Source organism: Psychrobacter glaciei (assembly GCF_014652895.1).
Classification (GTDB): domain Bacteria; phylum Pseudomonadota; class Gammaproteobacteria; order Pseudomonadales; family Moraxellaceae; genus Psychrobacter; species Psychrobacter glaciei.
Genome location: NZ_BMZR01000003.1, coordinates 370,561 through 384,337, shown reverse-complemented (window position 1 = coordinate 384,337; position 13,777 = coordinate 370,561). Strand labels below are relative to the sequence as shown.

The 13,777-nt window shown below is 43.8% G+C and carries 11 protein-coding genes; 4 read left to right on the top strand and 7 right to left on the bottom strand.

The genetic code is table 11. The features are described from left to right. Positions 1–201: 201 nt before the first annotated feature. The 3 genes from IE130_RS09185 to ispF form a co-directional block, all read right to left on the bottom strand. Complete coding sequence (locus tag IE130_RS09185) at positions 202–789, bottom strand: hypothetical protein (RefSeq protein WP_227676179.1); 588 nt, start codon at positions 787–789, stop codon at positions 202–204. Positions 790–990: 201 nt separating this feature from the next. Continuing rightward, on the bottom strand, positions 991–1,341 hold the full coding sequence (grxD, locus tag IE130_RS09180) for a Grx4 family monothiol glutaredoxin (protein WP_010201219.1): 351 nt from the start codon (positions 1,339–1,341) through the stop codon (positions 991–993). Between the two features lie 168 nt (positions 1,342–1,509). Continuing rightward, on the bottom strand, positions 1,510–2,001 hold the full coding sequence (gene ispF, locus IE130_RS09175) for a 2-C-methyl-D-erythritol 2,4-cyclodiphosphate synthase (RefSeq protein WP_189584877.1): 492 nt from the start codon (positions 1,999–2,001) through the stop codon (positions 1,510–1,512). Between the two features lie 277 nt (positions 2,002–2,278). On the opposite strand from ispF, the gene mnmA reads away from it, so the two are divergent. From mnmA to IE130_RS09160, 3 genes are all read left to right on the top strand, one after another. Beyond that, positions 2,279–3,496, top strand: coding sequence for a tRNA 2-thiouridine(34) synthase MnmA (mnmA, locus tag IE130_RS09170; protein WP_373299663.1), 1,218 nt, complete (start codon positions 2,279–2,281; stop codon positions 3,494–3,496). A gap of 68 nt (positions 3,497–3,564) precedes the next feature. Continuing rightward, on the top strand, positions 3,565–4,956 hold the full coding sequence (gene purB / locus IE130_RS09165; protein ID WP_189584874.1) for an adenylosuccinate lyase: 1,392 nt from the start codon (positions 3,565–3,567) through the stop codon (positions 4,954–4,956). Positions 4,957–4,996: 40 nt separating this feature from the next. Beyond that, on the top strand, positions 4,997–5,635 hold the full coding sequence (locus IE130_RS09160) for a DUF2238 domain-containing protein (protein ID WP_189584871.1): 639 nt from the start codon (positions 4,997–4,999) through the stop codon (positions 5,633–5,635). 32 nt (positions 5,636–5,667) lie between these two features. Here the strand turns inward: IE130_RS09160 and IE130_RS09155 are convergent, their stop codons facing one another. Beyond that, a complete protein-coding gene (locus IE130_RS09155; protein WP_010201200.1) occupies positions 5,668–5,853 on the bottom strand; it encodes an NF038104 family lipoprotein in 186 nt (61 codons plus the stop codon). Positions 5,854–6,020: 167 nt separating this feature from the next. Between IE130_RS09155 and IE130_RS09150 the strand changes: the two genes are divergently transcribed. After that, entirely contained in the window at positions 6,021–7,193 is a 1,173-nt protein-coding gene (locus IE130_RS09150) for a cupin domain-containing protein (RefSeq protein ID WP_189584867.1), read from the top strand. A 142-nt stretch (positions 7,194–7,335) separates the two neighbouring features. On the opposite strand, the gene IE130_RS09145 is transcribed toward IE130_RS09150, so the two are convergent. The 3 genes from IE130_RS09145 to IE130_RS09135 all read right to left on the bottom strand — a co-directional run bounded on the left by IE130_RS09145 (position 7,336) and on the right by IE130_RS09135 (position 13,349). After that, entirely contained in the window at positions 7,336–8,025 is a 690-nt protein-coding gene (locus IE130_RS09145) for a 1-pyrroline-5-carboxylate dehydrogenase (protein WP_189584864.1), read from the bottom strand. Positions 8,026–8,036: 11 nt separating this feature from the next. After that, positions 8,037–11,312, bottom strand: coding sequence for a bifunctional proline dehydrogenase/L-glutamate gamma-semialdehyde dehydrogenase PutA (putA, locus tag IE130_RS09140; RefSeq protein WP_189585280.1), 3,276 nt, complete (start codon positions 11,310–11,312; stop codon positions 8,037–8,039). 741 nt (positions 11,313–12,053) lie between these two features. Continuing rightward, entirely contained in the window at positions 12,054–13,349 is a 1,296-nt protein-coding gene (locus IE130_RS09135; RefSeq protein WP_010201193.1) for an NCS2 family permease, read from the bottom strand. Positions 13,350–13,777 lie beyond the last annotated feature (428 nt).

Here is a 13,777-nt window from a genome sequence, read left to right as displayed (position 1 = left end):
TGAATAGGCGTCAATCGTATTTTAAGAACGGATAAGGTAAATCGCTAAAGACCTTTAGAAAAAAAGGAGCTTAATAGATAACCCATCATTATAACAATTTTTTGATGCTTAAAAAACGTTACTGCAAAAACTATTGAAATTAAGCTTTCTCAGTACCCTTTAACCCATGAGCACTTTCTCACAAATGCTAAATTATCATGATTACTTCAGGTCTAAGCTGTTACCAGGACTCAGCGGTACAATACGATCTGCCTGACCACTACCCAGCATATGATGGCTACCATAACCCTCTGGATTGATCTGTAAATAGGCATTCATCAAACCAATGGCATCACCATCGTCACTGGCTAAAATCTGTTCTTTAATCATATCTACTGGCGGCAGTGGTAAGTTCTTAAGTAGTGCCAAGCGCTGATCGTTATCCCCTTTATTGACAACCAGCTCAATAAGCTGACGGGCATCAATCGGTAGATCTGGCGTGTTTTGTGCCATCAAAGCTAGATGGTAAGCACCCGCGGTATCTTGATCCGCAACGACACGTTGTTCGATAGCAATATACGTCGCTTCTGTCGCGCCGCCTGCCACACTAAGCTGATGAATACATTTGAGTGCTGAATTTGGCTCGTTACCTGCAATTTCTGTAATGCGTGTCGATTCACTTTTTAAGTAGTCACGGCGCTTTTCAATCGCAGCTTGCTCGGCGGCTTCTTGCTGCTTATTTTTTTGGTCATTTTCTTGATCAGCAGCTTGTGGTTCAGTGAGTTCATTATTATTTGATTTAGTATTCATAAGTCTCTCTTATTATGTAAACTGGGTTTATCTTGAACACTATATGGGGTTAAAACCTATAAAAACAATCAATTGCATAGACAATAAAAAACCCGAGCAGCCAGTCCAATCTGTTAAGAGAGGCTACTCGGATTCGCTGTGCGTCATTATTATGCGACGATTATTTAGACATTAACACAGTCCAATAAAAGCGCTTAAATATTAGGCAGCAGGGCTGTTTGCTTCAACCAACGGCTTAAGCTCACCTGATTGATACATCTGCAAAATGATATCTGATCCGCCCATCAATTCACCGTCAATCCATAACTGAGGGAACGTTGGCCAATTGGCAACTTTTGGCAACGTTGCACGAATTTCTGGATTTTCTAAAATATTTACAAAGGCAAACGGACGACCGATCTGAGTAAGAACCTCAATCGATTTAGCAGAAAAGCCACATTGTGGAAATTGCGGCGTGCCTTTCATGTATAAGATAACTTTATTATCTTTGATTTGATCACGGATCAATTGTTCAACATCGTTTGCAGCAGTATTTGGGGTTTGTTCACTCATAAAAGCTCCTATTGATAAAGCGGTTCATTAAAACGGTTATTTATATAACAAAATAATTATATGAAGATATGGGGCAGTCGTCATAGTATTACAAGAAAAATCTACATATCGGTTCAGCCAATCATTCTTTTAGTCAATCGCTCTCTAGCTAGGTTCGATGACGTTAGGTTAGATGACAGGAACTAATAATACCACGGCATTAGCCATGATGCCTTCTTGCCGACCGGTAAAGCCTAGTTTTTCAGTGGTGGTCGCCTTAACGCTGATATTTCCAATATCAGTATGTAAGTCACTGGCGATATTGTCACGCATTGCCTGACTGTGCGGCGCCAGCTTTGGACGTTCGCACATTACGGTTATATCAGCATTGCCTAACCGATACCCTGCTTCTTGTACTTTACCATAGACATAACGTAGCAAGACTCGTGAATCCAAGCCTGCATGCGCCGCATCGGTATCAGGAAAATGTTGACCGATATCACCAAGTGCCAGTGCGCCAAGCAGCGCATCCGCGAGGGCGTGTAGCACTACATCACCATCAGAGTGTGCAAGCAAACTGTGGGTATGCTCAATGGGCACGCCAGCTAAGATGACATATTGCTGCTGCTGACCATTGTTATGAAAAGCATGAACGTCGATACCTTGACCAATTTTTATCATTATTATTCCAAATTGAGCGTGATTAAAATAATTGAAAACCACTATCTGAATTTTTAAAGCTATTTTCTGACGGTAAGACCGCTTAGCTCGCCACCAGTTTTAATTAACTGGTATAATATGACGCTTATTTTATCATAATACCCAGTCTAAGAGATAAGTCCAAAAGATAAGCTGAGATTATCAAATCGCTAAGCCTGTTACCCTAGGGGTTACATTAATTTCAGTAGTCGTTCAAATTTGGATAAGGTATAAAAAGTTGAGCCGCTCTATGTCAGTCATGCCAAATACTTCAAGCATACCCGTTTCTGATTCTTTTAACGCCCAGCGTACTTTGACGCTTGCCGATATCGATAATCCTAGCAGCAAGCATGTGATTGTCGGTATGTCAGGCGGGGTCGACTCTTCCGTATCGGCCGTCTTGCTTCAGAAAGCAGGCTTTAAGGTCGAGGGTCTGTTTATGAAAAACTGGGAAGAAGATGACGGTACCGAATACTGTACAGCAATGGACGATTTGGCCGATGCGCAAGCGGTATGCGATAAAATTGGTATGAAGCTGCACACTGCCAATTTTGCCATGGAATATTGGGATCGGGTTTTTGAGCACTTTTTAGCGGAATATAAAGCTGGACGTACACCCAATCCAGATATTTTATGTAATAAAGAGATTAAGTTTAAGGCGTTCTTAGACTATGCCTTGACCCTTGGTGCTGATTACATCGCTACTGGTCACTATACGCGCCGCAGCGTCAATTATAAAAACGACAACGGTACAGAAGTTGCGCAACTATTACGTGGCTTGGATAATAACAAAGACCAAAGTTACTTCTTACATGCGGTTGGTGGCGATAAAATTGCCAAGACGTTATTTCCAGTTGGCGAGCTCGAAAAACCTGTCGTACGTCAGATTGCAGAAGAGCATGATTTGGCGACTGCCAAAAAGAAAGACTCTACAGGTATCTGCTTCATCAGTGAGCGTCGTTTTAAGGACTTTTTACAACAATACCTGCCTGCCCAAAAAGGCGATATCGTGACTGACGATGGGCATACCATCGGCACTCATGATGGCTTGATGTATTATACCTTGGGTCAACGTGGCGGTATCGGTATTGGCGGTGTCAAAGATCGTCCTGAAGAACCTTGGTTTGTATTGGCAAAAAACCTAGACAAAAACCGTTTGATTGTCGGTCAAGGTCACGAACATCCAATGATGCTCAGTAATGAGCTAACCGCTTATAAAATGGATTGGGTTGATGGTCTACCACCTGCGGAAGTGTTTACCACAGAGGGTTTACGCTGTATGGCAAAAGCACGCTATCGCCAACCAGATCAAGCGTGTCGTGTATTTGCGACAAGTACTGACGGAAGTGATGTCCGCGTGGTGTTTGACGAGCCACAACGCGCAGTCACTCCCGGTCAATCAGCAGTCTTTTATATTGATGAGGTTTGTTTAGGCGGTGGCGTGATTGCGTCAATTGATGCGCCTTGCGGATTTTAAGCATATTTTTTTCTTGTATTTTAATATTTTTTAACTTCGTTCACTTTCATAACCAATGAGGCATGACCATGACTCCACTTACCGCACTCTCCCCGATTGATGGCCGTTACGCATCAAAAGCTGACAGTTTACGCCCTTATTTGTCTGAATTCGGTCTAATCAAAGCTCGCGTCACCGTTGAGATTCGTTGGTTGCAATCATTGGCTGACAACAGCGCAATTGGTGAATTAGCAGCATTTGATGACCAGACCAATGCTTTTTTGAATGCAGTCGTTGATGACTTTAGTGAAGCAGATGCGCAAGCCATTAAAGACATTGAAGCGACGACCAATCATGATGTAAAAGCCGTTGAGTACTTCATCAAAGACAAATTCCGTGGTCAGGAGGCCTTGGTTGATTCGCTAGAATTCATTCACTTTGCTTGTACCAGTGAAGATATTAACAACTTATCGTATGCGTTGATGCTCAAAGACAGCCGCGAGATTGTGGTTGCTAGGATGCAACAAGTGACCGATAGCATCATTGATTTGGCTATTACTCATGCAGACCAACCTATGCTGTCACGTACCCATGGTCAGACCGCTAGCCCAACAACTCTTGGTAAAGAAATGGCAAACGTGGCCTATCGCCTAGCCCGTCAAATCAAACAAATCAACCAAGTAGAGCTATTGGGTAAAATCAATGGCGCGGTTGGTAACTACAATGCGCACTTCTCAGCTTATCCTGATGTTGATTGGCAAACGCATGCTGAGCAATTTATTAATGAGCGTTTAGAGCTAGCCTTTAATCCTTACACCACGCAAATTGAGCCGCATGATTACATCGCTGAGTTGTTTGATGTAGTAAGACGCTTCAATACCATCTTGATCGATTTTAACCGTGATATTTGGCAATATATCAGCTTAGGCTATTTTAAACAGCGTCTAAAAGACGGCGAAGTGGGTTCTTCTACCATGCCGCATAAAGTCAACCCGATTGATTTTGAAAACTCTGAAGGTAATTTGGGTGTTGCCAATGCTATGCTGGCACATCTGGGTGAGAAACTACCGATTTCACGCATGCAGCGTGACCTATCAGATTCAACCGTATTGCGTAATATCGGTGTTGGTTTAGCACAAAGCATGATCGCTTTTGACGCTTGTTTAAAAGGCGTTGGTAAACTTGAATTAAATGCACAGCGTTTGAATGACGACTTAAACAATGCACAAGAAGTATTGGCTGAGCCGATTCAAACTGTGATGCGTCGCTATCGTGTGGAAAACCCATATGAGAAGCTTAAAGCATTGACCCGTGGTAACGCCATGACTCGCGAAGCCATGCTAACGTTTGTTGAAAGTGATGAGTTGTCTGCCGTTAGCGATGCGGATAAAGCACGCCTACGTGACATGACACCAGCGACTTATATTGGTAATGCTACTGAGCAAGCCCTTACCATTAAAGATTGGATTGCCAAGCTTTAGTTGGCTGCTATTAATAGCTAGCAAAAAATAAGCGGGCAACATGCAGCGAAATTTTAAATCTGTAGTTGTCAGTACTATGGCGGTATTCATCGTTATGGTACTGGCAAGTATTGAGCCTCTAGAATGGTCAAGCTACCTACTACATCAGTTGGGTACCTTGATTTTTTTAGAGTTGATGCTGTTCTCATATCGCTACTGGCATATTAGCTCACGCTCCTATGTCCTCGCTTCGATGTTTCTATTCATTCATATTATCGGTGCACGTTATCTATACTCATATGTGCCCTATGATGATTGGACACAGCTCATATTTGGTGTCAGCTTAAACGATTTGTTTGGTTGGCAGCGTAATATGTATGACAGGCTCGTACATTTTAGCTATGGGCTTTTGCTATTCAGTGCGATGGTTGAGAGCTCAAAATTTATTTTTAAGATATCATCCATCAAACTTTTGATAGCCATTGCACTCATGATTAATATGTCATCAAGCCTGCTTTACGAGCTATTAGAATGGGGAATTGCAGCGACTTTATCGCCAGAAGCGGCAGAGGCTTATAATGGTCAGCAAGGTGATAGTTGGGATGCCCACAAAGACATGGCGTTAGCACTACTCGGTGGGCTGATTGCTGCGGTGATTACTCTATTTCAAACCCGTCATAAACGAATGATTATTGAATAACAATCAAAGTAACTACATAATAATCAAAATATTTAATCATCTTTTTTGTCGTCATCACTGTCGCCCGGTATGATGGCTTTACCCACAGCGACGGTACCTTTAACCACACCTTTAGTGGTTTTATAAGCGATTTTAGCTGGTACGGTTACTATCTTGTGTACACAGGCTTGTAGTAAAAAAATACTAGCGATAATGACGATAAAATGTAATTTTTTCATAAACTTCCTACGATTGATGGGATGCTCTGATATTGGCCATTAACAAGTAGCAATTAACGTCAATAAGACTGGTTATCAGATAAGCGATAATCATAAACTATTAAAACCTTCCTATAAAGCACTCCTCACGATTAATCTTACACCCATTTTCAGATATGGACTTATCAATGACCTCAATTCCCCTTTGTTTGCCCGACGCCATTACTCCTGAGCAATTTTTGAGCGAGTATTGGCAAAAAAAACCCTTGCTTATCAAGCAAGGTTTACCACAACTGGCTGGCATGTTTGAACCTGACGACATGCTTGGTCTAGCCCTTGAAGAAGACGCCAGCGCGCGTCTGCTGACCCAAGCAGCTAGTAAAAAAGAAGGTCAAGCGCAATGGCAACTCAAAAAAAGCCCACTGGCTGAAGCTGATTTTAATAAATTACCAGATCAATGGACGGTATTGGTGCAGAACATGGAGCAATGGTCACCTGAACTTGGTCAATTGTGGCAAGCCTTTGACTTTATTCCGCAGTGGCAACGTGATGACATCATGGTTTCTTATGCGCCAAAAGGTGGTTCAGTCGGCAAACATTATGACGATTATGATGTGTTTTTAGCGCAAGGATTTGGGTCTAGACGTTGGCAGCTGGGTAAATTCTGTGATAAAAATACTGAGTTCGTCGCTGATGAGCCGATTCGATTGTTTGACGATATGGGCGAGATTATATTTGATGAAATACTAGAAGCTGGTGACGTGCTTTATGTGCCGCCGAAACTATCGCATTTTGGTGTCGCACAAGATGATTGCCTGACTTTCTCTTTTGGCTGTCGTCGTCCAAACTTGATGCAAATCATTGATAGCTTGGCTGATATCGCCACCAACGATAGCGATTTATTTATCCCAATGCTGTTGCCACAAGCGCTGCAAGCATCAGGTGAATTGCAAGCGAGCAGCATTAATGCCATCAAAGATCAGCTATTACAAATGCTACAGTCTGAGCGTGGTGATGATATCATTCGCCAAGCAGTGTCTGAAGTCGTCAGCAAGCGCCAGTATGATGCACTGATGCCAGAAGAGACGTTAGACACCGATGAGTTGATACAAGCTCTAGCAGAAGGTGCCACGTTGCAAGCTGACTATAGCAATCGTCTACTCTATAGCCAGACTAGTGAGGGCATTACGCTATACGCCAATGGTCAGCGCATTGACGGGCTTGACGAGGCAGCAGGCGCTGTATTGGTACGTTTGGCGAATGGCGAACACCTAAATAGCCAAGATGTCACCGACATTGATGCAGATGATTTGAGCGAATGGCTAGAGAACGGCTGGGTGTGGATCGACGCGGCTGAATAACTTTGCATAAAGTTGCACGTAATTGGCTTATCTAGACATGAGAAAACCGATACCTGATTGATTCAGATATCGGTTTTTTTATACATATTACTTTTTAAGTTAGAGTCTTTATTGTGACATCAGACATTACTTAAATCCTTGGCTAAGTACCAAGCTCAAGCAAGCTCGCATTACCACCAATAGCAGTGGTATTAATCGTTCTTACCCGCTCAGTGACAAAACGATGGAGGTAATCAGGCGTTAGCATCTCTGACATGCCTTCCATATCGGTCACAGCAATTACTTGCGTCAAAATACCATCTGTATTGGCAAGCTCTTGACTGATTGTCTGTATTTCACTGTTATTACCTGCAACAGCAACTTGCGCGAGACGGTCAATGTATAACAGCGTGATTGTTTGCGAATCATTAGCCACACTCAATACATCATCGCTAATGCCAGTGTCATAAAGCACTTTTGCTGCTTCATCACACATCTCAGCCTGACTAGGACAATGCAATATCACTTCATTGCCCGTCAATAATACAGCGATTAGCTGTCCAAGTACTGCCATTGCACGCGCAGACTCACTGCCGATGACCATCGTCTTACCACGACCAGTGACATATAAGTCGTTGGACTCACCCGTTGCACCCGTCATACGCTGTACTTCATCCAGACTGGGCGCGGCGCTCAATAAATGATGGAATAGACGCTTTGCCTTGTTGACATCACCAGTCAGCAGCGCCAGTTTTGGGATGGCTGCTTGTAGATACGTTGCACGATTGACTGCGCCAAGTAATCGCCAAGCTTCACAAACCTGGGCATGATTTTTTTTAAATTCAGTCGCCATGTTGCTGCTCCTTATGCGATTTCTGGTTGAGTAAGTGATTCAGTTTTAGTATTGGTAGCAGTGTTTTGCTCAGTAGCACTTGTTTGCTCAGTAGCGACTGACTCAGAGCTTAGCTGCATGAGACGGGCAACGTAATGTGGACCACCCGCTTTTGGACCTGTACCCGATAGACCACAACCACCGAACGGTTGGACGTTTACGACTGCGCCGATTTGGTTACGGTTGACATAGGTATTACCGACAAAGGCACGACGTTCAATATGCTCAACAATATTTTCAATACGGCTGTGAATACCTAGCGTTAAGCCAAAGCCAGTAGCATTGATGGCATCGATAAGCTTGTTTAAATCCCGAGCTTGATAACGTAGCACATGTAATATCGGGCCGAAATGCTCACCACCAATCACGTCGATACTTTTGACTTCAATCGCGGTTGGTAACACAAAGGTAGACTGCTCTTGACTCACAACCGAGCTGGCACTCATCGGTGTCTGCGCCAAGATACTGGCCGTTGGCTCAGCGACCATGCGTTCGATATGCGCCTCAAGACCTTGCTTGGCATCATTATCAATGACTGGGCCGACATCGGTAGCTGCATACAGCGGGTTACCCACGACTAGCTCAGCCATATTGCCTTGCAGTAGCTCAATCAACTCATCAGCCACTTCTTCTTGTACACATAGTATGCGACAAGCTGAACAACGCTGACCTGCCGAACCAAATGCAGACAGTACGGCATCTCTGACCACTTGTTCAGGCAAGGCTGTTGAATCGACAATCATGGCGTTCTGACCACCTGTCTCAGCGATAAACACGGGCAACTCCCCGCTGGCTTGCGCATGATCATTTAGACTTTGATTGATACGTTGCGCGGTTTGGGTCGAACCAGTAAAGATGACACCAGATAAATTGTCAGCGGCGGTTAATGCCCCACCCACTTCACCTGCTCCAGTGACAAACTGTAACGCCTCGACTGGTACCCCAGCTTGATACATCAGCTGCGCACCGAAATGCGCGATTAAACTGGTTTGCTCAGCAGGTTTTGCGACAACGGTATTACCCGCGGCGAGTGCTGCCACAATCTGACCAGTATAAATAGCCAATGGAAAGTTCCAAGGGCTAATGCATACAAAGGTGCCGCGCGCTTTATACACCTGACGCGACTGCTTGCCAGATAAATCAGTAAACTCATGCGCTTTTGCGTCTAAGCGTTCCGCTTCATCCGCATAAAAACGGCAGAAATCAACGGCTTCTTTGATCTCATCAATACTGTCTTGCATGGTCTTGCCAGCTTCAACTTGGCACAAGGCCATTAGTTCAGCATAGTTTTCTTCGTAAAGATCAGCGGTTTTGCGCAATATTGCCGCACGTTTTGCCGCTGGCACTGCCTGCCACGCGCTTTGTCCGGCTACTGCGGCATCAATGGCTTGACGCGCCAAGTCTGCATTGGCGTATTGTACGTCGCCTGCGATAACTTCATGATTCCACGGCGCACGCACTGTATGACTATCAAGCTTCTGAGCTTTACCATCCACTGAAGAGTCATGAATTGCTTGCCCATTGATGATAGGAGACGCGGACCATGTCTTTGTTAAATGACTGTCAATCGCGGCTTTGAACAATAGCCACTGCGACTCTACAAATATATTGGGACCAAAGCTGGCACGGCGATCACCATAAATCTCTAAAGGCAACGGAATCTCTGGATTGTTTAACGTATCATTCGCTACTAGCTTGTCATACGGATGCACCGTCAGCTTATCAATCGGATAAGACTTATCTAATAACTGATGCACAAATGAGCTATTTGCACCATTTTCGAGTAAACGACGTACTAGATATGGCAGTAAATCCTTGTGCGCACCAACTGGGGCATAAATACGAACAGGGATCTTGTATGTTTGTAAGATATGGTCATAAAGCGCATCACCCATGCCATGCAAACGCTGAAATTCAAAATCTCTATGCGCACTCATGGTCATCACTGATGCCAAAGTATGAGCATTATGGGTCGCAAACTGCGGCCAAATAAGTCCGCGCAGATGCTCAGACAACAAGAAGCGAGCACAGGCTAAATAAGCGGTGTCCGTGCCTTCTTTACGTGTCCAAACGGGATATCCTGACAAGCCTTTTTGTTGGGCAAGTTTAATCTCAGTATCCCAATAAGCGCCCTTAACCAAGCGTAACGGGATACGATCGCCAACTTCTTTTGCCAAGCGTGCAAGCCAAGCAAAAATAGCAATGGCACGCTTAGAGTAGCCTTGCACTACCAGACCCAGTCCATCCCAACCAGCGGTTAGCGAATCACGATAGAGCGACTCAAACAGCTTTAGAGATATCTCAAGGCGATCGGCTTCTTCGGCATCGATGCTCAAATCCACATCCACTTCGCGTGCCGCTTCGATCAGCAATAAGCAACGCTGACGCAATAATCCCAACACCTGAGCTTCTTGCGTGGCTTCATAGCGTGGATGCAGTGCAGACAGCTTGATAGAAACAGACGGCTTTGGCATACCCTCTTGAACTTTGACATTGGCAGTCGCTTTGATCGCATGCAAATAGTCATTAAAGTATTTTTCAGCGTCTCTATGGGTAATCGCCGCTTCACCCAGCATATCGAACGAATAGGTATAGCCTTTATTGCGATACGGCTGACTGTTTTTGTTGGCGTCTTCAATCGTCTCACCAAGGACAAACTGATGCCCCATAATACGCATGGCTTTTTGCATCGCCGCCCGAATCATTGGCTCGCCCATTCTTTTGGTCATTCGATCCAAAAATCCTGAGGCAGTCGTGCCGTTGTCGATGCTGACGACACGGCCTGTCATCATCATGCCCCACGTCGAGGCATTGACCATAAAACCATTGTCATCTTTTAAATGCTTTTTCCAATCCGCCACACTCATTTTGTCACGAATCAGCGCATCAGCCGTATAATTGTCTGGCACCCGAATCAAGGCTTCAGCCAAACTCATCAGCAAAATACCTTCTTGCGTATCAAGGCTGTATTCAAGTAATAATGAATCGACCATTTTGATCGCTTTGCCATCATTACGCACATACTCAACCAGCTGGCGCGTCTGATCACTCGCAGCTTCACGCTCTTCGTCACTCGGTTTGGCAAGTGGCAATAAGTCAGACAACCAGCGCTGCTCATCAACACTATATAACGGTGAGATGCGTGCATACAGCTCATCTGCAGACAGGTCAATATAGTCTGGCGATAGCATATCGACAGGATTAAATAAAATCGGCTCTTTCGGGGTAAACTGCTCTACTGGGTTCATACCAACTCCATCACTATCGTCTAAAAACCATGATAAATGGTCCATGAGGAAAACTGAGCGCTCTGGTTCACTGTCTATAACCCTACCATATTTAATAGGAATTATTGACTGTAACTCACAGCAATAATCAAAAGACCAAACGGCGCCATCGTAAAACGAGCAAATCCAGCATAAGCTGGAAACGTTTAAGTAGGTCGTTCGAGTGTTAAACGGGCTACGTTAACAATATAAAGGCAACAACGAACAGTTAAGCGGCATTAGTGCCTTCTTCTTGTTAGTAGTGAAAGGAGTTCGATTAATGGTTCAAGGCTGAATATCATTAGGACAATAATCTATCGATTATCATGCTAATAAGCCAAAATCTACCATCTTATATGACGCTAATTCACTGTAAGAAAAACCTCTACGGCGTTGATTGAGGTGATGCGCTTAACCTGGCTATGGTATCATGAAAAAAAATTTCAAACTAACGATATTTAGGATTTAAGACAATAAATATCTACTTTAAAAACAATTAGTTATAACCATCATAACGGCAATGACGCTTTAGTTATAATTTTTTGTTTACTATTGGTCATTAATTGTTTTGTAGAGCATAGAATTTCGGTTAGTTATCGCAAGGCACTTTACTTGAAACACAAAAAAACCCTCCTTATTAATCCATAATAAAGAGGGTCAGAATATACGTAATGCTAGTATGGTTAGCTACATGATATAGACTATCCACATCACGTTAGCGACTTATAAAAGTACCAGCTTTGCCAATAAAATGGCTGTCAAAATCCACACTGGAATCGTAATTTCAGAGAACTTGCCTGTCATCAACTTCACCGCTGTAAAGGTAATAAATCCAAGCGCAATACCATCAGCGATAGAATACGTAAGCGGTGTTAGTAATAATACCACTGCTACTGGTGCTGCTTCCGTCAAGTCTTCCCAATTAATGTCTTTGAGGGTGAACAGCATCAATACCGACACATAGAATATCGCCCCTGCGGTTGCATAAGCGGGAATCATACCAGCTAATGGCGCAAAGAAAATACTGAGCAAGAATAGCACACCCACCGTCACAGCCATCAGACCGGTTCGACCACCTGACGCCACTCCTGACGCACTTTCAATATAACTGGTCGTTGACGAAGTACCCAGCATGGCACCGGCAACCGTAGCCGTTGAATCAGCCAATAGCGCTTTGTCCATATTAGGAATATTGCCGTCTTTATCAATGAGGCCTGCTTTATTGGCAATACCAACCAAGCTGCCTGCTGTATCAAACAGATCAACGAACAAGAAAGCAAAAATAACGCTAATCATGCCAATATCAAACGCGCCTGCGATATCAAGCTGCATGAGTGTTGGCGCAATCGATGGCGGTGCCGACATAATGCCCGTAAACTGCGTGTTACCAGTAACCAAACTGATCAAGGTAATCAGCAAAATACCAATGGTTACCGCACCTGGGACTTTTTTATACACCAAACCGATAATAATAAAGAAACCGAGAGCAGCCATCATAGGGGCAAATGCAGTCATATCACCAAGCATGACCAAGGTCGCATCACGACCTACGATGATGCCAGAGCTTTGCAGGGCAATAAATGCCAAAAATGCACCGATACCAGCAACGATACCTTGCTTAAGGCTCGTTGGAATGGCATTAATAATCCATTCGCGAATCTTGAATAAGCTTAAAAGGATAAACAAACAACCAGATAGAAATACTGCTCCTAACGCTGTCTGCCATGCATAGCCCATACCCAGCACCACACCGTAGGTAAAGAAAGCGTTTAAGCCCATACCTGGCGCTAATGCCACTGGCAATCTGGCATAAATACCCATAATAAAGCAGCCTATTGCCGCTGCCAAACAAGTAGCAACGAACACCGCTCCTTTGTCCATACCCGCTTCTGCTAATACATTGGGGTTCACAAAGATGATGTAAGCCATCGTCAAAAAGGTAGTAATACCGGCAAGAATTTCCGTTTTGACCGTGGTGTTTTCACCGTTGATCCCAAAATAGCGTTCAATTGCATTCATAAGTGTCGCGCCCAGCTTGCTAGTGAAAGAACAAATTTATTGGTGCCTAAAATAAAGATGACGTCAACAAGCAGGTTGCGACGTCATGATCAAAAGGCAACGGTAACAAAGAGCAACATTTTAGAGAAAATGAGATACAAATTCAATCATTACCCGTGCCTTGCTGGTTTAAAACGGAAATAAGGCTGTCTTGGCATTTAAATACTGGATAATAGTTGTATTACTGCCCAACCCTACCTTTAAACCCATTTTATATCGACGATATATTACACCTCTATCAGTAAAATGCAGTTTTTTTCGCTTTAACCTTTTAAAAAAATGACCTTTTCTTCATTTAGCAGTACACTAGTCGGTTGATATAAGTGTGCATAATGCATTGACGCTTCATAGTATGATCGTTTCTGCACGCTGTGCTATATGAAAAATAT

Bases quoted from the DNA above. Each gene is read 5' to 3' on its own strand.
- IE130_RS09150 (WP_189584867.1), top strand. From the start codon at position 6,021: ATGACCTCAATTCCCCTTTGTTTGCCCGACGCCATTACTCCTGAGCAA.
- IE130_RS09145 (WP_189584864.1), bottom strand. From the start codon at position 8,025: ATGGCGACTGAATTTAAAAAAAATCATGCCCAGGTTTGTGAAGCTTGG.
- IE130_RS09135 (WP_010201193.1), bottom strand. From the start codon at position 13,349: ATGAATGCAATTGAACGCTATTTTGGGATCAACGGTGAAAACACCACG.
- putA (WP_189585280.1), bottom strand. From the start codon at position 11,312: ATGAACCCAGTAGAGCAGTTTACCCCGAAAGAGCCGATTTTATTTAAT.
- IE130_RS09160 (WP_189584871.1), top strand. From the start codon at position 4,997: ATGCAGCGAAATTTTAAATCTGTAGTTGTCAGTACTATGGCGGTATTC.
- mnmA (WP_373299663.1), top strand. From the start codon at position 2,279: ATGCCAAATACTTCAAGCATACCCGTTTCTGATTCTTTTAACGCCCAG.
- purB (WP_189584874.1), top strand. From the start codon at position 3,565: ATGACTCCACTTACCGCACTCTCCCCGATTGATGGCCGTTACGCATCA.
- IE130_RS09185 (WP_227676179.1), bottom strand. From the start codon at position 789: ATGAATACTAAATCAAATAATAATGAACTCACTGAACCACAAGCTGCT.
- grxD (WP_010201219.1), bottom strand. From the start codon at position 1,341: ATGAGTGAACAAACCCCAAATACTGCTGCAAACGATGTTGAACAATTG.
- IE130_RS09155 (WP_010201200.1), bottom strand. From the start codon at position 5,853: ATGAAAAAATTACATTTTATCGTCATTATCGCTAGTATTTTTTTACTA.
- ispF (WP_189584877.1), bottom strand. From the start codon at position 2,001: ATGATAAAAATTGGTCAAGGTATCGACGTTCATGCTTTTCATAACAAT.